A 22909-nucleotide genomic window follows, 5' to 3' on the forward strand; every position below is an offset into this window, starting at 1 on the left:
TATCTTGTCGATTGCGGAGGTATACCCAAGTCTGGCTGAAGGGATCGGTCTTGAAAACCGACAGGCGGGTCAAACCGCGCGGGGGTTCGAATCCCTCTACCTCCTCCATTTGTAAATTAGCGCATAAAATTTGGAGATAAAAATAAAGCCGTTACTTTTGTAGCAGCTTTATTTTTTTTGGTAATCGGAAAATAGTGTGGATAGAAAGTGAAAAAGAACTTTCTCCTCCATTACCTTCGTCAGTCATAGATTTCTACAGCCCGAATTTTATAATTTCCTGTAACTTGAAAAAACGCTGCATATTTTCCTCTCCACTTGCTTTGAAGCAAACCAAAAAAACTGCAGACTTCCCCTTTCCTCTAGTGCATCAAACAATAGCGTAAATGACGCCTAATACTACCAGCACCGAAACCGCAGAACTTAGCAAAAAGGTGAAAAATCCCTTCCATGCCGAAATGCCGAAAATTGATGTGCTCTTACAGATTGCGTTTGAACCAGCCAAACAGATGATTTTTTAATTTATAATGATGACTTTGGTCACTACAAAGGAGTCGCTTTAAACATATAGAAAACGAAGGAAATCTGAAATGTTGTTGGGTATCATAAAAGAGACTCAATCTTTCAATATTTACGCTTTCATGATCGTTTTTTAGTTTCCTTCTACACTTTTCCGTTAGTAAACGGAAAAAATATAACATAACATTAAGCGCTTTCATGTTAAAATAAACATGTTAGAACCAATATAAACCAAACATTGGGGGTGCAATTGAAATATAACAAGGGATATTTAAGACAAAGTACGCTCTGCTTTAAACAAGTGTTTAGATTTATAACATGTCATTAAAAAATTCTATGTAAGGGGGTATTCTAATGCAATTTTTAACTGCATGGTTGGAAAAGTATTTTCTTCCGATTGCAAGTAAACTTGGAGGTCAAAAGCATCTAGTTGCTTTAAGAGATGCATTTATCGGAACGCTTCCGGCAACGATGGCTGGGTCTGTAGCAGTTATGATTAATGCACTTATACGGGATCTACCGCCACAATTCATCGATGGATATGATGGAAATACCATTCCAGTCATTAAAGAAATTATTACGGTTAATGGGTATGTATGGAATGGAACGCTTGCAATTGCCGGTTTGATTTTTGTGTTCTCGTGGGGGTATAATATTGCAAGAGCTTACGGTGTGAATGAATTATCGGGAGGAATTGTTTCAACAGCTGCTACGATTGCCGGGATTACGTTCTCTTTCACCGGTGGAATTACAGGATTGAATTTGGACCAGGCTACTGTAGATGCCATCAACGAAGCCGGGTGGTCCGCAACTGCAACAGACATTACAGCGGCAGGATATGGCTGGCTCCCATTGAGCAACCTGGACGCCAATCTCTTCTTTACTGCAATGATTATTGGTTTTGTTGCTACCATGATATTTGTTAAATTGATGTTAAAAGATTTAACTATTAAGTTGCCGGAATCCGTTCCACCAGCTGTTTCCAAAGCTTTTGCATCGATCATTCCGGCAACTGTTGCTCTATATGTTATTGCTATTTTCTATTTCGTATTCTCTAAGATAGTACCAGATATGACTTTCTTAGATTGGTTACAAAAAACAATTGCTCTGCCACTTCTTGGACTATCTCAAGGATTTGGAGCAGTTATTCTGGTTGCCCTATTCGTTCAATTGTTCTGGTTCTTTGGAATCCATGGACCGAACGTTCTTGCGCCAATCTTGGAAGGCGTCTTTGGTGTTGCCCAATTAGAAAACGTTAGGCTGTTCCACCAAGGTGGTGCAGAATTGGTAATTGCTGAAGGATATCATTGGGTTCGCGGATCTTTTGACGCTTATGCTTGGTATGGTGGATCCGGCGGAACGATTGTTTTGATTATTGCTTTACTAATCTTCTCCAGACGGAAAGACTACCGGACGGTTGCCAATTTGTCTGTCGGACCTGGAGTTTTCAATATCAATGAACCAATCATGTTCGGTTTACCAATTGTGTTAAACCCAATTATGTTCATTCCATTCTTGCTTGCACCAGTGGTATCCGTTTCCATCGGCTACTTTGCGACGATATTGGGACTGGTTGCGCCAGTTTCTGTAGCAGTGGCTTGGGTTACTCCACCGTTCTTGTTATCCTTCCTGGCTACAGGAGCAGACTGGCGTGCACCAATTGTCACATTAGTTGCTATGCTTGTTTCGTTTGCCATCTGGATTCCATTCGTTATTGCTGCAAACAAGATGGATCCAGCCTTGGGAGAAGAAACAGAACATGACGATCAGAAATACGCGAATTAAGAGGCCACTTCCATCGTGAAGCGGCCACCCTTCTTTATCATAAGGAAAGGAGTCGAAAAAATGATTGAAATCAGCTCCGCTGTCCAACAAGACAAAATCATTGAATTATTGAACAACTATAGTGAAGAGGGGACTCAATTTTCCTTCAAGGACAAAAAAGGTATCAATCTTTATTTTGAAACAAACGCAAATGATTTGGAAAAAGCAGCAAAACTGGCAAAGTCAGCTATAAAAAATCAGCCGTGGGGTTCGGTTCTTTATTTCCGTTCTTCCCCTGCTAAATAAAAAAGGATGATTAACATGGCTAAAGGAGGTTTATTTCTTCTTAGCATCGGCTGTCTCCTATTATTATTTAGCGCAAATGCCAAAACAGGGAAGTACGATATCCTTAATATGACCACTGCATTATTTCTTATTATAGTTGGTACAATTATTGTTTTTAAGGAAAAGAAGGAAAAGAAGAAAAAGAATAAAAAGGAAAAAGATTAGGTGAACCTAATGGAAATAGTAAGAAAAATGAATGTGCCGGTTGAATTTTTTTACAAGACGATTATAGATTCCGTTTTATCTGATATCCATTCCCAAACGGGAAAAAAAGTATCGGAAAAACAATTGACAGGGTTCGAGTATGTCAAGACGTTCTCAAAAAATTCCAAAGCTACGGTTCGGATTGAAGAAGTCACCAAAAATAATTCCTATCAGTATCGAACAACCAGCAATAAAAATAATTTTTTAGTAGCCTATAAGATTCGTCCACTTACGGAAGAGAGTTGTCAATTGCACTATACTGAAAAAATGGAATCCTTTGGCTATCTTCAAAAATTAAATGATGCGTTTATCGGCATTGTTTGGTCTCCCTTGAAAAAAAGAAGATTTAAAGAAATGCTTAAACAAATAGAAGCTTCTTATTTAAATGGAGCCAAAAAAAGTGGTTGAGAGGAATAGAATGCCTCTTAATCACTTTTTTCATGATGGTTGTTTTTTCACAAGTGGTCAGTTCGGTACCCGTAAGAAAAGCGCAAGCGCCCGTTTAGCGGCGTATGTGCTGCGCCCGCGCAACGTGGGTGGTTCGGTGTTGCCGCGCAAAGCGGCGGTTTTAACCGAACATTCCTACCGAAGGAGATAAAGGAAACACGGTGAGCTGGAAGCGAACCGATGTTGACTTTCACCACAAGGGTATAAGTGCGACTAAGCCTCTGGTTTCACCAATCGGCAAGTCTTCTTTATCGTACGGAGGCGGGTGTTGCACACTAGCCGCTGGGCGCTGGAGCTGGACATGGCCATTCTTGATCATGAATTAATATCGTTAAAAATTATATACTTTACTTTTAAAAAAAGGATCATTACCAAGTGGTATGGTAATGATCCCTTTAAATCAGATAATACTTTTTATCATTCCACGATTTTTTTATACATTTCAATCATTTCTTTAACTAATTCAGTAATCGTTTCTGTACTCATCAATTGGTCTTCCGCATGCATAAAGAGTAAGGAAAATTCAACTTTATCTCCAGCAGCTTCTTTTTGAATTAAGGAAGCATGTACTTTATGTCCTTCAACAAAATATTTCTTTGATTCCACTAATTTTTCTTCTGCCAGAGCAAAATCACTACGCTTTGCCGCATAAAGGGCTTCCATTGCTAAACTTTTTGCTGATCCAACGTTACTAATAATTTGAAAAGCAATCGTATTTAAACTTTCATCAACCATTTTTATTGCACAACCTTCTTGGAGTAGTATAATTCATTTCTAACTTTATTCTTAAAAAGCTGACCTATTGAAAATCAATTAATGCACCTGGCTATATTATTTTTCTTCCTGTTTTCTCTTCACAAATAAAATAATCAGCTAATTTAAGACTTACCAAACTAGGGTGCCAATAATTCCAGAACCGTACCACCTAGTAACCTAAGAATCTTTAAATGGGATCCTACAGCCGTTAAAAGAGGGATAACAGGAAGAGAAACCTTCATTTTTGTTTGGACAGATCCACTAAACTTTTGCATTTATTAATTCATTTTTCTTGCTTTACATATAGGGGGCGTATTAACTAATTAAGTTGATATGCCCCATAAAAAGAATGTAAAAGATGAAATTATTTATTGTCAATTAGATTTAGGGCATGTTCTAATACTTTTTCACCGTTCATCAGTCCATAATCTTGCATGTTGATGGAATCAATAGGAATATTTTTGCTTTTCAGTTTGGTTTCAAATTTAACTTTCATATAACGAACTTGTGGACCCAGTAATAATACATCAATGCTCTTCTTTTCCATCGTATTATCAACTTCTGAAGCGGAAACTGCAAAGATATCTGCTTCAATATTTCTGGATTCGGCTGCTTTTTGCATTTTTGTTACTAACAGACTTGTGCTCATTCCTGCTGAGCATACCAACATAATGTTTTTCATACCCATCCCCCTCAAGTTTGGATTATATTAGTTCCAACATGTTTATTTTACCATGAAACCGCTTCATGTTATGTTATATTTTTTCCGTTTACTAACGGAAAAGTGTAAAAGGAGACTAAAAAACGATCATGAAAGCGTAAATGTTGACCACGGCTTTATGTAATCCAATAAAAAGATGGAGTCTTGTTTAAGACGCCCAACTACATTTCGATTTCCTTCGTTTTCCATATCTTTTAAAGCGACTTGGGTTTCCCCTTTGTATTGACCAAAGTCATCATTACAAATTAAAATATCACCTTTTTTGATCGGTTCCGTATGATGTGCTAAAATACTTTCATTTTTATATTTAATCCTTGTGGAAGTGGAACGAATCATATATTCTGAGCGATCCCCTCTATATAGATGAATCTCATCGAGAATTATTTTCTTTTCTATATCAGAGAGACCATCGATTAATTCAATTTCGAAATTTGGATGCGGACTAAAAAATGCTTCTGACATTGCTTTTAATTCTCCTTCATTTGCATAAGCATTGCCAATTAATAAATCATCAATTGTATCCATTAACCGAAAATGAGTAACCTGAGTTTGTATATTTAAGTTTCGATGCTGTTCTAATGTACATAAGCCTGTTTGAACTGGCCATGGTCCGAATGTGCCTGCTTGTGAAGAAACAAAAGCTGCTGTATGAATATTATGTTTATTAAACAGAGCTGTCGTCTCTTCAAAATGAGACTGTGAAATACCTGAGTATTTTTGTGGATAAAAGTTATGTGATGCGCAAAAATTTTTCTTTTTTGGATGGTAACTTAAAATATTTTCAATATATTTTGTGCCACTACTCATATTTACTTCGATTTTCAAATCATATGGATTCTTTGTCATTTGAGCTTCTTCCAACCCAGTAAAGCCAATATCCAAACGAATTCCTGCAGCCCCTAAATCTTTAAAGAAGCCGAGATCATCATAATTGGTATTTAGTTGTTTAAATAATCCAGGGTTGATATCCAAAATCGTTTCCATCCCGATTGAATTGCCATAATCAATTATTTTTTTGAATTTATTAATAACTGCTTCTGCATCTCCATCAATTTCTAATAAGCTTGTGAAAATTCTAGTGAAACCATATTTCCTGGCAAGATCAAGATATTCTTTATCATGTTCAAAAGTAGTTTTTGCAGGGTATATAGATATGCCGATATTTACTATTTTTCTCCCTCCTATTGAATGGTAATTTTTACATTCTATATTATTATTTTATATGAAAGTGATTTAGTTTTCCGTTTAAACTTTTTCCTTTATTAAAGGAAAAAACGTAAAGTGAGCGATATTTTCGTTTCCCAAAACTAGTCCCATAATAAATGCCTGGTAGCCTCGTTACTATAAGATTTTTAATTTTCACCTGATCACCCGCTTTGTGTCCAGCGTCATGTAATGTCATTTTTTAACGTTTCAATCAGCTCTTCTACTGTGTTACTCTCAATCAATTTTTGGATGAGTGATTTATTTTCAGTGATTGAAATCAGTTTTTTAAACATTCGATCTAAATCTCCTTGAGAACCTTTTTTAATATTTAACAAACAGATAAATTGTACCATTTGCTGGTCATACCATTGAATTGGCTGTTGTAATGTGCACACCGTCCAAAATGTTTTGTTTGTGACAGGCGTTATGGGGTGTGGGACGGCCACTAAATTTCCAAAACTGGTTGGAGCTGCAGCTTCTCTTTTCAAGACAAGGTCTACATAATCTTTCTGTACAAGCTTTTGTTTATATAATTCGCCGCACAGAAATTTAATGACACTTTCTTTATCAAGCAAGTCCTGCTGAAGAAAAATTCTGGAAGGTTGTAAATAAGTTTCAATTTCATTTTCATTCTCGGAAATAGATTTTTTTATGGAGTCGATGTCTTTTCTCTCTAGGAAAGTATTGACAATTTGAACAGGTATCTTGAAATTTTCTTGTATAGGGATTGTACTTATAATTAGATCAATGGTCGATAAGTCATGCGATGCTAAATTATAATAGTTAATCGTATCCATTATCTCAATTTCTTGTTCAAAAAATTTTTTTAAGCGATAATAAAGTAATCTTGCACTTCCGACACCTGTTGCACAGACGATAATTACTTTTTTCTTCTTCTTCCTTTCTGATTCCATTCGCTCTAATGCTACAACAATATGAAGGGCAATGTAGGCAATTTCATGTTCAATAACTTCAATTTGTAAATATTCCTCTATACATTTACTAGCAATAATTGCCCCTTCAAATGCAGTTGGATATTTTTTCTTAATATCATTTAATAAAGGATTCCGAATGTTCATTTTGTACCGCAAACGGTTCATAGCCGGACGAATATGTAAAGTTATTGCTTGGATAAATTCATCATCCATACTAAAATCCCAATTTAGTACCGTCCTTAGTCTTTCAAGCATACAGTTTACGATGGTACCCACTTCATCAAACTCACTAAATTCAATTAATTCCTTCTTACGTAAAAGTTTTGTGCCTAATAAATGGACAATGATATAATCCGTTTCTGCATTTGGAAAGGTTAATCCTGTATAGTTTTCAACGTCTCTAATAATTTCTTTCGCTACATTTTTTTCAAAAGGATATTCATCATCAGTTAAAACATCGTCTGATTTATCAATGAAAAATCCTTTTTCAATCCTCTTACATGCAATTGCTATATGTGTGGCCAAGTTTTCCAGAGATATATCAGACATATCGATCTGATACTGATTGAGCCTTTTTATTAAAATTTCTTTAATCTTTGCAAATGCTTCTTGATCAATAAGTTGTAAAGATTCGCTTTCACGAAATGCTTCTTGACCACGACTGATTAGTAAATTGGATAAACATAAACGCTTCATATATTCGTCGCCTTCAACTTTTGATCCATAGTGGGGGCGATTTGTTAATTTCAAATGATATTTTTCTAGTATTTTTTTGACAATTTTAATGTCATTATGGATGGTCGACATGGAGACAAAGACTTCATCCGTAAAGCTTTCCAGCTTAATAAAATTCTTTTCTAATAATAGACGTCCTAGTATATAAAGAACCCGATTATTTTGGTCAGCAAAGTAGCCTGATATATCATCGTCTTCACTTGTTAATTGTTGATGTGAAGGCATAAATTGCTCTTGACTCCGTATATTTAGTAGGTATCCTTTCCCTCTAATTGATTGGATAGAAAAACCGACTGATTCCGAGTCTTGTTGAATTTGTTTGATGTCATTTCGTATTGTACGATCACTAACACCTAATTCTTTTGCCATCCATTCTGATGTGATTGGGTGTTTAATCCTTGATAAAAGTAAAACAATATCCTTCTGACGTTTTGATAGTAAGTTCAATGTCTAACTACCCTCCTCATCTTCAACTTCTTCACTTGTAGCAATATGCCTCACCAGTTGTCTTCGGTACGATCCCGCCAAATTGTTACTGAGCCTTCATTCCCCCTATTTTTGAAATTGTGGTAAATATGCCTGATGTGCTGCTAATAATTCATCCAAGAGCACTTTACTGTCTCTCTCGTCAGCTATCAGCGGATTCATGATAAATGCGAGATACGCATCTTCGTAGTTTCCGGTGATGGCTGCCTGGATGACCAATTCTTCAAAAGCTTTCATTTGCAAAATGGCGCCCTTCACTTGATATGGCAACTCTCCGATAGCCAGCGGGTTAGGGTCATCCTTGGTGATGACGCAGTTCGCTTCAATCACGGATTCATCGGCAAAATCGGAAATGGCACCATTGTTTCTCGTGTTGACGGTTTGGATGTCCCCCTTGTCATTATAAATTGAATCCATCAGACTGCATGCTACATCGCTATAATAAGCACCTCCTCTTTGTTCCAATTCTTTCGGTTTCATACGCAAATCGGGATTTCTGTATAAATCAAACAAGGATTCTTCCAATAGCTGCACAACTTCTGCTCTAGTGCCGTGTTCTTCGAAGGCTTTGATATCTTTCTGCAAAACTTCTTTTGTATGAAAATAGTACTCATGATATGGACTTGGCAAAAGCTTGGTAGCTTCGATAAACGTTTTCGACCATCCAATGTTGACGATATTGGCCGGCGAATAGTCCAAGTTGTCACTTGCCAGTTTTTCCAAGACTTCCGCTGTCCGATTGACGCCTTTGACAAAGATGTTTTTTCCGAAAACAAAGTGGTTCATGCCGACAAATTCAATCCGGACGGTTGCCGGATCGATATCCAGTATTTCTGCCACGGAATGACGCATGTTATACGGAATATTGCACACACCTATCACTTTTTTGTGCACCGCATGTTTTTGTAGTGCTTCTGTTACCATGCCCGCGGGATTCGTAAAATTGATCATCCAGGCATCCGGACAAATAGCTTGGATGTCTTTTGCGATGTCCATTAATACAGGAATAGTGCGAAATGCTTTGAATGCTCCCCCGGCGCCGTTGGTTTCCTGCCCGATGTAGCCATGACTCAGCGGAATTCTTTCATCCAATGCGCGTGCTTTCAAGCCGCCCACTCGAATTTGTGTAGAAACAAAATCTGCATTTTCCAAGGCTTTTTTTCTATCAAGTGTCCATGATAGACGAATGGCTTTGCCAGCTTCTTCTATCATCCTGGCAGCCAGTTGACCAACGACTTCAAGTTTTTCTTTTCCTGCCTCAATATCGACGAGTACAATATCTGTTACAGGAAACGAATTATGCCGGCGGATCATTCCTTCAACAATTTCTGGTGTATAGCTTGATCCTCCACCAATAACGACTACTTTTAATGCCATAACGGGTTCTCTCCTTAGCTGTACTTCTTTTCCTCACATCAATAATTGCGTTTTCATTATTATTATTTGATCCGCCTTGATTGGCTAGAAAAGATAACTAGCTGTAATAGTTTAAATTTGTACCTACCTTTATAAATAATGTACCATACAAATATAACAATATCCACACCTTTCTCAAACTGTATTTATAATTATAATAACAAATAGGATGCAGTTGTCAGTATTTGTATTATCCTGTACACTAAAGGTATTGAATGATTGAAGGAGTCAGCATATGGAAAAATCGCAATCTTTACATGCATATATTAAGGAAGAGCTGCTGGATCGAATTAAAGCCGGAAAATATATGCCAGGAGAAAAAATACCGACAGAACTTGACCTTTGCAAAGACTATGATGTCAGCAGGACTACGGTTCGTACAGCACTGAACCAATTAACGCTGGAAGGTTATTTAAGCAGAATACAAGGAAAAGGGACATTCGTTGCAGAGCAAAAAGTGAAGCAGGCGCTTTCCAATACCATCAAGCGCTACAGTGATCAGATTGCGGTGCAGGGGAAAAAAGGCATTGTCAGTTTGGTCAACATATCGGTCATACCGGCAAATGACATGTTGCAACATTTACTGGATGTCTTCGTCAATGCACCCATTCAACGGATTGAAAGGGTTCGCAAAGCCGATGGAGAACCGACGCAATACGAGATTGCTTACATTCCATGGGATGTAGCACCGGGGATTGCGCGAAAACATGCGGAATCATCCTTGTACGCATCCCTGTCCGATAATTTTGATGTACGCATTGCCAAAACAACGGAAACGATCGAAATTGCACTGGCAGATGAACGGACAAGCAAACACTTGAATTGTGAAGAAGGTATGCCCTGCTTCTACATGGAAACCATCGCGGAAGACAAAAAAGGAAACAAAGTAGAATTCTCCCGCTCCTACTTCCGCGGAGACAAAACAAACTTCACCATCGAACGCAACTACTAATCATGGGGCAGTCCCCGCCGCTTTAAAGCGTTAAGTGATAGCATGGTGGGGGCAAGAAAACTTCAGCCGAGCATTGTCATATAAATATGAATACTAGGGAATTTTCCAAAATAAGCCCTTGACATTTTCTGATTTACAGCGTATATTACATAAAAATATCTATATAAAAAAGATGAAGAACAGGCCAGTAACAATTTATTAGCCTGAAAGAGATTGGAATTCACCGGCTGAAAGATTCCATCGGCAGCTAAAATTGCGAACCTACCTGGGAGTCGTTAGAACAAAATCTGACCGCAGTTGATGCGTTATAAAATAAGAGCTGGACACGTTTTGTGTCAAATTAGGTGGTACCGCGGATAGACCTCCATCCGTCCTTATTATTAGGGCGGATGGGGGTCTTTTTGAATTTAGATTAAAAAGAGGTGCTGAAAATGGTTGAGAAGATTTGTTTTGTAGGGGCAGGCTCGATGGCGGAATCAATTATTTCTGGGATTTTGCATAATCAATTTTTAATGAGCAGTCAAATCGTTGCAACGAACAAAAATAATCAGGAACGTTTGGAAGAAATGCAACACCGCTATGACATTAATGTTACAACAGATAGGAAATACGCAATTGACGGAGCAGATATCATTATGCTTGCGACAAAGCCGTATGATATTGTTGATGCAATTAATCAAGTAAAAGCACATGTAAAGCCAAATCAACTGATTATTTCTGTAGTCGCTGGAATAGCTACCGGATTTATTTCGGAACGACTCGGCGAGAATGTACCGGTAGTTCGGGCGATGCCTAACACGTCGGCTTCCATTGGATTCTCGGCAACAGCTATTACTGCCGGGGAAAATGCCGGGGCAGCAGATCTTGAGCTTGCTGAATCACTTTTTAAAACGATCGGTCTGACTACGATCGTTGACGAGGGTGATATGCATACAGTAACGGGAATTTCCGGAAGTGGCCCGGCCTATTTTTATTATTTAGTGGAAGCCATGGAAAAGGCGGCATTAAAAGCTGGGTTGGATAACGCGGTGGCGATTCAATTGATTACCCAAACGATTATTGGGGCAGGTGAAATGTTAAAGCATTCCGGGGATCCAGCAAGTGTATTAAGGGAAAAAATCACGAGTCCGGGTGGCACGACTCAGGCAGCAATTGAAACACTAGAAGCAAATGATTTTCAGCAAACCGTTATGGACTGTGTGGAAAGTGCCCGGATACGATCGATTGAGCTGGGGGAAAAGTGGAAGTAATGAAAAAGCGGCTCAGTAGTTTACTATTAATGGAGAAAAACTAAAATAAAAAGCGAAATAACGAGTTTTTCTTCTGCATTCGATCGCTCATGCCTTCAATGGGTGCCCGAATGATGATTTTTCTTCTGGGTTCGGTCACTCATGCCTTCGATGAGAGACCAAATCATAGTTTTTCTTCTCCATACGGTCACTTATGCCTTGATGAGAGCCTGAATGATGTTTTTTCTTCTGCATTTGGTCACTCATGCCTTGATGAGAGCCCGAATGCTGGATTTTCATCTTCGTTCGGTCACACATGTCTTCGATGAGAGCTCGAATGATGTTTTTTCTTCTTCATTTGGTCACTCATCCCCTTGATGAGAGCCCGAATGATAGATTTTCATCTTCATTCGGTCACTCATGCCTTTGATGAGAGCCCGAATGCTTGATTTTCATCTTCGTTCGGTCACACATGTCTTCGATGAGAGTCCGAATGATGATTTTTCTTCTGGGTTCGGTCGCTCATGCCTTCGATGAGTGCCGGAATGACAACTTTTCCTTCAGATTCGTTCGTTACTTCGTTGTGGTTATGAAATGATTTGATATTTTAGCTGTACAAGCAAAAAAATGCTTGGATAAATTATATCTACCCAAGCATTTACGCTACTCAATTATAAATATCGAACATATTCTTTTTCTACAAAGTAGGTGAAAAGCCACTTTTACTACCAACAACTTAATTTTCCACAGTTGCTCCCTGTGTATGTAACGTCGCGATCATCCCGTAAAATGCATAATAGAATTCATCTGGTGCTTCGAGCCGAAAATGGCCGACATCGCTTGTGTCAAAATCCATTGCCGTCTCCAGCAAGCGATATGTAGAGTAAGCATAGAAACAGAAATATTTATAATCAAACTTTGGCATTTTCTCATAGATTATGGCAATTTCATCCTTATAGTGATCGAAATCTCGTGTTGCTTCATCAATAAGGGTTTGCAAATCGGGTAAATCAGCTTCAAGAACCATATCACGCTCATTTTCCATCCGAATAGTAGCCATCCGTTTTTCCCTCCATATTTCATCATCATGTTTACTATAGCGAAATTGCTATAATTTTTCGGTGATGTACATCACGCTTTAGTAAATTTGTAGACTACTATTACTTGGAATAATGGCAATTATTAGTGAAATATAATATAATATTAGAAAACTTGGCATTCGCCAAGCCTTTGGGCGAATGCCTTAGTTGCTCTTATGCAGAATAAGAAAGTTTATACTTTTGTATGAAAACACTTATCGAGAAAAGCCAATACAAAGCTAGACCCTTCATCATTCAATTTTTTGAAGGGGTTAAATTATCTACGGGCTTTATTTGTGATCTAAAGATAAAATACTATGTCCTTTCTTTGAACAAATTTAGCAATTTTGGTTAGGGTCTCCTTTATATTATAGTTAATGGAGGATGACCACATTACCAATATAACAATACAAATGACAGTAGTATTATTGAAAAACTTTTGTATACGTGTTCTAGTCACAATAGATGGTACTTCTATACTGTCACAACCCGTTTCTTATACAGGGTATCCCCTTTCAGGATCCACCAGAGTATTTTCGGCCTTGTTGTATTGTTATTAAACTGTATTGGCAATAAATGAATGTGATATACCTCCTATCCAGGCTAGAAATTCTTTTTCATCATAGATGGTGGCTGCGCGAATGCGGAGCCATGTTGGTTTCTTATCTGCCAAAGTGAAAGGCGGTGAGCCAATTATGCCCACATGTCAACATTGTCATCGTAAATGGACGTATGGGAATTCCATTAGAAAAATGTTTCGTATCAAAAAACGTTGTCCCTATTGCAGTAAGGTAAATTATATAACAGCGAAGGCGCAGTGGAGAATGAACCTTTCTTCCTTATTTAGCTTTACGATTTTACCGCTCTCCATTTTCGATGTTCCAATTAAATGGGTTGCAGTTACAGGTGTGAGTATCATATTGATCATAATAAGTACCATTCCTTTCGCTGTGCTCAAGGCACAAATCTTAATGAAAGTAATTCTCTCCCCCAAAATATTAAATGTTATAATTATAGATGGATAGGCAGATACACTACAGAGCACGATGGGGTGAGTGGTGTCAGTATATACTGCCCGAATAATAAGATGTGCCGTTTGCTTTTTCAAGCACAAATAAGTGTGCCACCGAGCACGTAAACTAATCCTTGTATAAACAATTCCTGTTTATTCCGCGGCAAACAGTCAATGTCTGCCTTATCCACTATAAACTTTCGAGGGGATGTGTATATGCTAAGGATTGTTCACCCAATTTGCTGTGGAATTGATGTCCACAAAAAGTTTGTTGTGGCAACTGTTGGAATAACAACCAAATCAGGAGTTACCGAGTACCAGACCAGAAAGTTTTCCACTTTCTCGGAAGATCTACACCATCTTCTAGATTGGTTAAAATCTCAATCTTGCGTCCATGTCTGTATGGAATCTACCGGGAAGTACTGGCATCCTGTGTTTAATGTGTTAGAACACGACTGTCAGGTTGTTGTTGCCAACCCAAAATATGTGAAGGGCATTCGCGGGAAGAAAACCGATGTGAAAGACTCCGTTTGGCTTTGCGATCTGCACAAGCACGGTTTGGTTCCCGGCAGTTTTATACCGCCATTACAAATTCGCCAAATTCGTGATTTGATGCGATATCGGTTCAAACTTATTAATTTCAAATCCAGCGAAAAAAATCGAGTTCAAAACTCCTTGACTGTCTCTAATATCATGATTTCCAGTGTGGTTTCGGATACGTTTGGTGTAAGTTCCATGAAAATCATTCATCATATTCTGGATGATCCGGATGACACCAATTTTGATGTTTCTGAGATGCTGCACGGAAGTATGAAAGACAAAACGGATATCATCACCAAATCCATTCAAGGAAATTTAACCAAACCACAAGCTGATAAAATGCGTGTGTCCCTTCAACATATGGATAATATTAAGAAACATATTGCGGATATTGAATCCGTCGTTTTGAAATTATCTCAGCCTTACTTGCCACAAATCGAAATACTTTTATCCATGCCAGGTATTAAAGATATTTTTACAGCCATTGCCATTCTTGGTGAGATAGGTGTCGATATGTCTGCATTCCTTTCTCAGAAACATATCAGCTCCTGGGCCGGATTAACACCTCAAAATGATGAGAGTGCCGGAAAGAAAAAATCTGTCCGTGTTTCAAGAGCTGGCGTTTATATCAAACCTTTATTGGTTCAATGTGCCAATGCTGCCATTAAGAGTAAGGACTTTCCTTACTTCAAAAATCGTTATCATCAAATTAAAAAACGTCGCGGTCACAAAAAAGCAATTATCGCCATTGCCCATAAACTGCTTATTTGCATTTACCATATGCTTGATAAAAATGAGCCATTTAACGAAGAATTATATCAAATCGATTCCAAGCCCAAACAGACTTATTCACCAAAAATTACAGAAGATATGGCTATTCGATACTTGGAAACTTTAGGCTATCAAGTAACTGATAAAGGTGTAAAAACTTAGTAATTATATTTTACAATATATGCCAATAAAGCCTTGGATTTGAGGCTTATTTTGTTATGCACTTTTTTTATTTAAGGTGTATCTTTTTATTCTTTCAAACTAACATCCCCGTTTATCGAAAAATTCAGTAGGGAAAGAGAATATCTAACATAAGAAAACGAGGAATAGCTACGTATCCCCCGTTTTCTTTTACTTAATCAATTCCCTGGATTTCCATCGGCGTGACTGTTGAATAAAATGCCCAATCTTTTCCAGAATGGGCTCGATGGATTTTTCCTTTTTCAATAAATCATAGTCAGAAATATTAATGCGTAAAATTGGACAAGCATTGAAATTGTTGATCCAGTCTTGATAACGTTTGTACATTTCTTCCCAATAGGAGATAGGCGTGTTTTTCTCCATTTCCCGTCCGCGGTCGTGGATTCGTTCCAGAATCTCATCCAGTGATCCTTCCAGATAAATTAACAAATCGGGGTGCGGAAAGTACGGTGTCATTACCATGGCTTCAAACAGATTGGTATACGTTTCATAATCGGTTTTCGACATGGTGCCATTTTCGTAATGCATCTTGGCAAAAATCCCTGTATCTTCATAAATGGAACGATCCTGTATAAAGCCACCGCCGTATTCAAATATTTTCTTTTGTTCCTTAAAACGTTCAGCAAGAAAATAAATTTGTAAATGAAAGCTCCAGCGCTCAAAGTCAGCATAAAAGTTTTCCAAATACGGGTTTGTATCAACTTTTTCAAAGGAAGTTTTAAAATTAAGGGCATTCGCAAGTGCTTGGGTCATCGTGGATTTACCAACCCCCACTGTCCCGGCAATTGTAATAATGCTGTCATTCGGAATAAGATATTTTTCACGTAAATTCATGTTTGGTATGCTCCTTCAATGTTTCGATATTGCCTGATTGCCGTGAAGATGGCGCTCCACTTGCTTAATAATGGCATTTAAATCATCCTGATGTTTAACAAAGTCGAGTTTATCCCCATCGATTCGAATGACAGGAATCTCCGGATGAAGTATCTCAAATTCATCCATATAATCGGTATAGTCCTGTGCAAGCTGGGCCAGATAGGATGATTTCATATTTTGTTCAATATCCCGACCCCGCTGTTTGATGCGTTCCCAAATCGTATCCAAACTTGCATGTAAGTATATCATCATATTCGGAACAGGCATATCTTTCGTCAGTATATGATAAATTTGTTCGTATTTATCAAACTTATCCTGATGCAGCGTACGTTTCGCAAAAATCATGTTTTTGGAAATATGATAATCGGCAATGACTGCCTTGTTTTGTTTTAAGTATTTGTGTTCAATATCTTCCAGTTGTTTATATCGATTGCATAGGAAGAACATTTCCGTTTGAAAACTCCATTCGTCGATATCCTTATAAAATTTGCCGAGAAACGGGTTCTCTTCAACGATTTCTTTTAGTAAATGATAATCAAAATGGACCGAAAGCTTTTGTGCAAGGGATGTCTTGCCAATTCCAATTGGTCCTTCGATTGCAATGAACGGAACCTCCGCCATACCTTCCCCTCCAATCCGACACGGCTTAGCAGATGTAGTTCATTTTATCATATATGAAGTTTGTATTCCATGTGGAAAAAGGGATGTTATGCTTTTCATTTCGCATTACTTTTTGTATAATAATTACTGTCGATTTAGTTGCCCCCGTAGCTCAGGGGATAGAGCACCAGTTTCCTAAACTGGGTGTCGCAGGTTCAATTCCTGCCGGGGGCGTATCAAAATATAAGCAATTTGCTGCTTTGCTTAAAAACTGTCCATCAGTTGATAGGACAGTTATTTATTTTTATTTTAGTGTATCACTTTAAAAATGTCACAAAATGTTCTAAAATAGAAAACAGTTAGCGAAATGTTTGAATAATTTTCAGGCTGCATGTTTTTGCAGTTTGAAAATAAACTATACTTACAACAGGTATTGTAACCGATTTCAAATTTACAAACGAGGTGATTGGATGGATATGAAGCGAGTACCTGCACGAGCAGGTAATTACAATCTAGAAAACTATGAAAAAGTACGCGAGAATTTTTCGTGGGAGGACATGAAAAAGAATTTCAGCTGGAATGAAACAGGAAAAGTAAATATTGCGTATGAGGCAATTGACCGGCATGCCGAGGATCCAAATAAAAAGGATAAGCTTGCCTTACTATATTCTTCACCAGATCGGGAAGAGAAAATGACATTTGGTGAAATAAGTGAACAAAGTAATCAATTTGCCAATGTATTAAAGAAATATGACGTTAAAAAGGGAGATCGTGTTTTTCTATTTCTTCCAAGAAGTCCGGAGTTCTATGTAGCTTTCTTTGGCATTTTAAAAACAGGTGCTATTGCCGGACCTCTATTTGAAGCATTTATGGAACAGGCAGTTCGGGACAGATTGCAGGATAGTGAAGCAAGTATACTGATTACAACACCGGAATTGCTGGAACGCGTTCCACAGGAAGATTTACCGGATTTGCAGAAAATTGTGCTTGTTGGGGACCATAATGAAACCTCAGACAAATACATTGATTATGCTAGTGAAATGAAGCGTGCATCAACTGATTTTGCAATCGAATGGGTTGATTTGGAGGATGGGATGGTTATCCATTACACATCCGGTTCAACTGGTAAACCAAAAGGCGTTTATCATGTACATAATGCGATGATCCAGCATTATGCTACTGCTGAATGGGTGCTGGACTTAAAAGATAATGATATTTATTGGTGTACAGCGGATCCGGGCTGGGTAACCGGTACAAGTTATGGCATTTTTGCACCTTGGTTAAAAGGTGTGACAAATGTAATTCGTGGTGGCCGTTTCACCCCTGATGACTGGTATGGCACCTTGGATAAATTCAATGTAACCGTTTGGTATACGGCACCGACAGCATTACGGAAGTTGGTCAGTGCCGGTGAAGACGTTGTGAAAAAATATGATTTATCTTCATTACGTCATGTGATGAGTGTCGGCGAGCCGCTCAATCCGGAAGTAGTCACGTGGGGCTTGAAGGCCTTTGATTTGCGGATTCACGATACATGGTGGATGACTGAAACGGGGGCACAGCTCATTTGTAACCTCCCTGCACTGGAAATACGGCCAGGTTCAATGGGTAAACCGATTCCAGGAATTGAAGCATCGATTGTTGATAATGAAGGAAACGAATTACCACCAAATCAAATGGGAAATCTGGCTATTAAACAAGGCTGGCCTTCGATGATGCGCAAAATCTGGAAGCGCCCAGAAAAATATGAGAGTTATTTTATAAATGGCTGGTATGTTTCCGGTGACAGTGCCTATAAGGATGAAGACGGCTACTTTTGGTTCCAGGGCAGACTGGATGATGTAATTAATACATCTGGTGAACGTGTAGGACCGTTTGAAGTAGAAAGCAAACTAATTGAGCATCCTGCTGTTGCGGAGGCAGGTGTTATCGGCAAACCGGATCCAGAGCGTGGTGAGATCATTAAAGCGTTTATTACGTTAAATGAGGGTTATGAAAATTCACCTGAATTACTGGAGGAAATCCGCCAGTTTATTAAAACTGGATTAAGTGCCCATGCAGCACCTCGTGAATTAGAGGTGAAGGACTCCATTCCAAAAACGCGCAGTGGTAAAATCATGCGCCGCCTGTTAAAATCATGGGAGCTTGGCTTGCCAACTGGGGATACATCAACATTAGAAGAGTAATAGAAAAGGGTGCCAGCCTGTTATTACTGGCACCCTATCGTTTTTTATGCTGTAATAGCTTGGGCTGGTCCGAAAAACTCAAAATGAATATCCTTCTCAGCCACATGATATTGCTTTAACGTCCTGTACATGGCTTGCATGAACCCTTTTGGACCGCAAAAATAGAAATCGGCATTATTTGTCGGGAGAATCGATGTCAACCATTCATAATCAATGTACCCATCTTTGTCATAGAAATTTTCATCGGCAGGGGACGGGTTATCATATACTGTATAAGCATGGATTTGTTCATGTTCGCTAGCCAGATTACGAACAACTTCCTTCATCGCATGTACATTTCCATTTTGCGCTGCATGGATATAATAGATTTCACGTTCCGGTTGTTGTTTGATTGTAGCTTCGAGCATACTCATCATCGGTGTTAAGCCAACCCCGCCGCTAATTAGAATAAGTGGTCTTGTGTCCTGTTGATTGAGTGTAAAGTCACCGGATGGGGCGCTAATTGGCAAAATGCTTCCTTTTTCAATCTGGGAATGCAAATAATTGGATACGATCCCCGCCGGCAACTCCCCATGGGCATCCTCGCGTTTAACACTGATTCGGTATACACCTTCATCAGGTGCACATGAAAGGCTGTATTGTCGCAAATGTGTATACGGCTCGCCTTCAATTTCCGCTTTAACCGTAATGTATTGTCCTGGCTGGTAGATCGGAAACGGATTACCATCGGCTGGTTCCAAATAGAAGGATGTAATCACATCACTTTCAACTATCTTATCGACAACCTTAAAATCACGGAAATCCACCCAGCCGCCAACTTTATTTTTCGTTTCCTGATACATTTGTCTTTCTGTTTCAATAAACACATCAGCAATAACACCATAAGCCTTTTCCCATGCGTTGATCACATCATCACTAGCTGCGTCCCCCAACACATCTTTCATCGCTAATAATAAATGTTTGCCCACGATTGGATAATGCTCTGGTTTAATATTCAAGCTTTTATGCTTGTGTGCAATTTGTTTTACTTGTGGTAAAATGTCCTCCAGCTGATCAATGTGAGCAGCAGCAGCGTACACTGTGTTTGCCAGTGCTTTTGATTGATCGCCTTTTCGCTGATTCGTCTGGTTAAAGATATTTTTCAATTCGGGATGATTTTCAAACATAAGCTGATAAAATCTGCTGGTGATCTCATCCCCTCGTTCTTGCAAAATCGGTACAGTAGCTTTTACAATATCCCTAGTATCCTTTTCTAACCCTGTTGTAGCTTGTGTTGTCAAAGCAAAGCACTCCTTTTATTTTTTAAACATGTATTTCAAATACATGTTTATTGTATAATAACTATTAGCACTGTATCAATAGGGTAAAAGGGAAATACTGTTACAGTTTTGTGAAATTATTTACAAGGAGCATGACAATGAATCTAAAAAAATATACAGACTATGCATTGCGAGTACTTATTTTTACAGGAATGAAGCATGAAGGGGAGCTTGCTAGTATAAAAGAAATCTCCGAGACGTTCTCAATATCCCAGCATCATTTAGGAAAAATCGTTTTTGAATTGAATAAACTAGACTTACTAGAAACTGTCAGAGGTCGGAATGGCGGGATACGTCTTGCTAAAAGACCTGAAGAAATTAATGTCGGCATGGTTGTACGTCAGCTGGAGAATGATTTTGTCCTGCTGGAATGCTTTGATCATAAGAACAACTATTGTGTGATTTCACCTGCCTGCAAATTAAAGCATGCTTTAAACGAGGCACTGCAAGCCTTCCTGCATGTGCTTGATCAATATACGATAAATGATTTGATAACAAACGAGGATGATTTGCGCCAATTAATGGGAATAGACTAACTATGTTTTATTTTATGTATCCAGGGGAAAACCCGTTATGTATCATCTTTAAAGAGGAGCGGATAAAAAATGGCAAAGAAAATAGCAGCGGTTCTGACAAACATGTTTGAAGATGTAGAATATACAGAACCAGCAAAAGCATTTACGGATGCCGGACATAAAGTTGTGACAATTGAAAAGCAGAAAGGTAATGAAGTAACTGGAAAAAATAATGAAGTAACGGTTACAATTGATGAAGGTATTGACAATGTAAATCCGGATGACTATGATGCGTTGTTTATCCCGGGTGGCTTTTCACCGGATCAATTACGTGCGGATGACCGGTTTGTCGCGTTTGCCAAGCATTTTATGGATGTCAAAAAGCCGGTATTTGCGATTTGCCACGGACCACAGCTGCTCATTACAGCGAAGTCCCTGGAAGGTCGTGCAGCTACGGGATACAAATCCATTCAAGTGGATATGGAATATGCAGGTGCATATGTAAAGGATGAGGAAGTAGTCGTTTGTAACAATCAATTAGTAACGAGCCGCCAGCCCGATGATATCCCGGCATTTAATCGGGAAGCATTGAATCTGCTGAAATAATGATGTTTAATATCAATAGTAAAAATTGAAACATCGACAGTAAAACACAGAATATCAATAGTAAAAGTTGAAACATCAACAATAAACCGGGCAACACCAACAAAAATCCCCAACGTTAAAAGCTTTGGGGATTTTTAATCGGTTTTATGACGATGGTCCCGCTTTCCTAATTGTAAAATTATCAGCAAGCAACAACCAATTCTGCGGAAAACGTAACCCAAGCTTCCAGTAACTGATTCCACGCAGTCCTAATTCCTTAATGAGGTCAAATTTAGCTTGGATCGAACGAGCATCTTCAAACCAGACTTCATGACGATTCCCTTGATCATCCGTATAATGATAAAAAGGTGCTTGTGATTCCTGATCGTATTCAATTGCCACATTCTGCTCACGTGCAATTGTTATTGCTTGCTGCGGACTAATCGCCCTGGCTGGTTCACCGCCTTGTTCGAATGGCAATGTCCAATCATAGCCGTATAAATTCTGACCGAGCAAAATTTTATCAGCAGGCATAACACTTAAGGCGAAGTTGACTACGTTACGCACTTGATTGATCGGTGATACTGCCATTGGCGGTCCATAACTGTACCCCCACTCATACGTCATTAACACAACCATATCGGCAATTTCGCCATGTGCTGCGTAATCATGTGCCTCATACACTACTCCTTGCTGTGTTGCGCTTGTCTTTGGTGCTAAGGCCGTTGACAGCAACAACCCGTTAGCATGCAGGCGGTCCCTTGCTTTTCGTAAAAAAGTATTATAGTCTTCCCTGTTCTCCGGGGGCAAAAATTCCAGATCAAAATGGACATCACGGTAACCCCCAGCATTGGCAGTTGCAATAATATTGTCCAATAAATTATTTTGTACGGTTTGGTTGTTCAGGATCGTTCTGCCTAATTCCGTGCTGAACTCACCTCCTTGAAGATTGGATACGACAAGCATTAAGGATGCATTATTGTTTGCAGCTATTTGTCTGAAGTTGTCCAATGGTGGAGGGTTTAGTGTACCATCACTGTTAATCGTATAACTGAATGGCGCAAGATAGGTGAGATATGGGGCAGCGTTTTCTGCAGCATTAATTAATGATTGGGATACGGTTTCACCATAAGGTTCAATATAGGCATTGGATGTGATTTCTCTCTTTGGTTGTTCCGGAATATATAACCGGAACCCAGCTTGTAGTACATTTCCTGCCGGGATATTATTAATCTGTGCCAGTTCCTGATAGGACATCCCAAACCTTTGCGCGATTGCATATAAGGTGTCACCTGGCTGGACAAAATAAAATTGGCCAATAATTGGAATAACCAGTGCCTGCCCAACTACAAGCTCATTTGGTGCATCAAGCTCATTAGCATCAATAAGTGCTGTAGTAGTCGTGCCATATGTATCGGCAATTTGATAAAGCGTATCCCCTGACTTTATGACATAAATTTGCAAGGAAGCTTCCTCCTTTCCGTTTTAACTCTACTTACAAAATATGCGAAGG

Annotated in this window: 21 protein-coding genes and 2 tRNA genes; 13 read left to right on the forward strand and 10 right to left on the reverse strand. The window is 38.7% G+C overall.

Annotation, left to right across the window (positions count from 1 at the left end; translation table 11 throughout):
- Positions 1 to 15 precede the first annotated feature (15 nt).
- The 5 genes from CZ382_RS13430 to CZ382_RS13450 all read left to right on the forward strand — a co-directional run bounded on the left by CZ382_RS13430 (position 16) and on the right by CZ382_RS13450 (position 3237).
- Positions 16 to 108: transfer RNA gene (locus CZ382_RS13430), tRNA-Ser, on the forward strand.
- Between the two features lie 762 nt (positions 109 to 870).
- Positions 871 to 2301 carry a PTS sugar transporter subunit IIC gene (locus tag CZ382_RS13435; protein ID WP_088051718.1) on the forward strand — a complete coding sequence of 477 codons (1431 nt, stop codon included), beginning with the start codon at positions 871 to 873 and terminating at the stop codon, positions 2299 to 2301.
- A gap of 60 nt (positions 2302 to 2361) precedes the next feature.
- Positions 2362 to 2586, forward strand: coding sequence for a hypothetical protein (locus tag CZ382_RS13440; protein WP_088051719.1), 225 nt, complete (start codon positions 2362 to 2364; stop codon positions 2584 to 2586).
- Between the two features lie 15 nt (positions 2587 to 2601).
- A complete protein-coding gene (locus tag CZ382_RS13445) occupies positions 2602 to 2790 on the forward strand; it encodes a DUF3188 domain-containing protein (protein ID WP_088051720.1) in 189 nt (62 codons plus the stop codon).
- A 9-nt stretch (positions 2791 to 2799) separates the two neighbouring features.
- Positions 2800 to 3237, forward strand: coding sequence for a DUF3284 domain-containing protein (locus CZ382_RS13450; RefSeq protein WP_088053471.1), 438 nt, complete (start codon positions 2800 to 2802; stop codon positions 3235 to 3237).
- Positions 3238 to 3693: 456 nt separating this feature from the next.
- Here CZ382_RS13450 and CZ382_RS13455 read toward each other — a convergent pair whose 3' ends face one another.
- The 5 genes from CZ382_RS13455 to CZ382_RS13475 all read right to left on the reverse strand — a co-directional run bounded on the left by CZ382_RS13455 (position 3694) and on the right by CZ382_RS13475 (position 9492).
- Positions 3694 to 4011: a PTS lactose/cellobiose transporter subunit IIA gene (locus CZ382_RS13455; protein ID WP_088051721.1), complete on the reverse strand. Its 318-nt coding sequence runs from the start codon at positions 4009 to 4011 to the stop codon at positions 3694 to 3696.
- A 385-nt stretch (positions 4012 to 4396) separates the two neighbouring features.
- Positions 4397 to 4714: a PTS sugar transporter subunit IIB gene (locus tag CZ382_RS13460; protein WP_284732546.1), complete on the reverse strand. Its 318-nt coding sequence runs from the start codon at positions 4712 to 4714 to the stop codon at positions 4397 to 4399.
- A gap of 126 nt (positions 4715 to 4840) precedes the next feature.
- A complete protein-coding gene (locus CZ382_RS13465; RefSeq protein ID WP_088051723.1) occupies positions 4841 to 5923 on the reverse strand; it encodes a DUF871 domain-containing protein in 1083 nt (360 codons plus the stop codon).
- 218 nt (positions 5924 to 6141) lie between these two features.
- Entirely contained in the window at positions 6142 to 8076 is a 1935-nt protein-coding gene (locus tag CZ382_RS13470; protein WP_088051724.1) for a BglG family transcription antiterminator, read from the reverse strand.
- Positions 8077 to 8181: 105 nt separating this feature from the next.
- Complete coding sequence (locus tag CZ382_RS13475; protein WP_088051725.1) at positions 8182 to 9492, reverse strand: 6-phospho-beta-glucosidase; 1311 nt, start codon at positions 9490 to 9492, stop codon at positions 8182 to 8184.
- Between the two features lie 274 nt (positions 9493 to 9766).
- Here CZ382_RS13475 and CZ382_RS13480 point away from each other — a divergent pair, with 274 nt between their 5' ends.
- Together CZ382_RS13480 and proC are read left to right on the forward strand one after the other, a co-directional pair.
- Positions 9767 to 10483, forward strand: a complete 717-nt coding sequence (locus CZ382_RS13480; protein ID WP_088051726.1) for a GntR family transcriptional regulator — start codon at positions 9767 to 9769, stop codon at positions 10481 to 10483.
- Between the two features lie 431 nt (positions 10484 to 10914).
- Positions 10915 to 11733 carry a pyrroline-5-carboxylate reductase gene (gene proC, locus CZ382_RS13485; protein WP_088051727.1) on the forward strand — a complete coding sequence of 273 codons (819 nt, stop codon included), beginning with the start codon at positions 10915 to 10917 and terminating at the stop codon, positions 11731 to 11733.
- Between the two features lie 715 nt (positions 11734 to 12448).
- Here proC and CZ382_RS13490 read toward each other — a convergent pair.
- Positions 12449 to 12772 (reverse strand): hypothetical protein, encoded by a 324-nt coding sequence (locus CZ382_RS13490; protein ID WP_088051728.1) that lies wholly within the window; start codon positions 12770 to 12772, stop codon positions 12449 to 12451.
- 714 nt (positions 12773 to 13486) lie between these two features.
- Between CZ382_RS13490 and CZ382_RS24815 the strand changes: the two genes are divergently transcribed.
- Both CZ382_RS24815 and CZ382_RS13500 read left to right on the forward strand, forming a co-directional pair.
- Complete coding sequence (locus tag CZ382_RS24815) at positions 13487 to 13816, forward strand: TIGR04104 family putative zinc finger protein (protein WP_407701323.1); 330 nt, start codon at positions 13487 to 13489, stop codon at positions 13814 to 13816.
- Between the two features lie 203 nt (positions 13817 to 14019).
- A complete protein-coding gene (locus tag CZ382_RS13500) occupies positions 14020 to 15276 on the forward strand; it encodes an IS110 family RNA-guided transposase (protein WP_088051730.1) in 1257 nt (418 codons plus the stop codon).
- Positions 15277 to 15465: 189 nt separating this feature from the next.
- On the opposite strand, the gene CZ382_RS13505 is transcribed toward CZ382_RS13500, so the two are convergent.
- Together CZ382_RS13505 and CZ382_RS13510 are read right to left on the reverse strand one after the other, a co-directional pair.
- Complete coding sequence (locus tag CZ382_RS13505) at positions 15466 to 16149, reverse strand: deoxynucleoside kinase (RefSeq protein WP_088051731.1); 684 nt, start codon at positions 16147 to 16149, stop codon at positions 15466 to 15468.
- A gap of 15 nt (positions 16150 to 16164) precedes the next feature.
- On the reverse strand, positions 16165 to 16812 hold the full coding sequence (locus CZ382_RS13510; RefSeq protein WP_088051732.1) for a deoxynucleoside kinase: 648 nt from the start codon (positions 16810 to 16812) through the stop codon (positions 16165 to 16167).
- A 140-nt stretch (positions 16813 to 16952) separates the two neighbouring features.
- Between CZ382_RS13510 and CZ382_RS13515 the strand changes: the two genes are divergently transcribed.
- Both CZ382_RS13515 and acsA read left to right on the forward strand, forming a co-directional pair.
- Positions 16953 to 17025 (forward strand) — tRNA-Arg (locus tag CZ382_RS13515).
- Between the two features lie 236 nt (positions 17026 to 17261).
- Positions 17262 to 18977, forward strand: a complete 1716-nt coding sequence (gene acsA, locus CZ382_RS13520; RefSeq protein WP_088051733.1) for an acetate--CoA ligase — start codon at positions 17262 to 17264, stop codon at positions 18975 to 18977.
- A gap of 44 nt (positions 18978 to 19021) precedes the next feature.
- Here acsA and hmpA read toward each other — a convergent pair whose 3' ends face one another.
- Positions 19022 to 20257 (reverse strand): NO-inducible flavohemoprotein, encoded by a 1236-nt coding sequence (gene hmpA / locus CZ382_RS13525; protein WP_088051734.1) that lies wholly within the window; start codon positions 20255 to 20257, stop codon positions 19022 to 19024.
- Between the two features lie 137 nt (positions 20258 to 20394).
- Here hmpA and CZ382_RS13530 point away from each other — a divergent pair, with 137 nt between their 5' ends.
- Together CZ382_RS13530 and CZ382_RS13535 are read left to right on the forward strand one after the other, a co-directional pair.
- Positions 20395 to 20832 (forward strand): RrF2 family transcriptional regulator, encoded by a 438-nt coding sequence (locus tag CZ382_RS13530; RefSeq protein ID WP_088051735.1) that lies wholly within the window; start codon positions 20395 to 20397, stop codon positions 20830 to 20832.
- A gap of 69 nt (positions 20833 to 20901) precedes the next feature.
- Positions 20902 to 21417, forward strand: coding sequence for a type 1 glutamine amidotransferase domain-containing protein (locus CZ382_RS13535; protein WP_088051736.1), 516 nt, complete (start codon positions 20902 to 20904; stop codon positions 21415 to 21417).
- A gap of 144 nt (positions 21418 to 21561) precedes the next feature.
- Here the strand turns inward: CZ382_RS13535 and CZ382_RS13540 are convergent, their stop codons facing one another.
- Positions 21562 to 22860 (reverse strand): LysM peptidoglycan-binding domain-containing protein, encoded by a 1299-nt coding sequence (locus CZ382_RS13540; RefSeq protein ID WP_088051737.1) that lies wholly within the window; start codon positions 22858 to 22860, stop codon positions 21562 to 21564.
- Between the last annotated feature and the right edge of the window lie 49 nt (positions 22861 to 22909).

The sequence above is a fragment of the Virgibacillus dakarensis genome (assembly GCF_900155625.1).
GTDB lineage: Bacteria > Bacillota > Bacilli > Bacillales > Amphibacillaceae > Lentibacillus_C > Lentibacillus_C populi.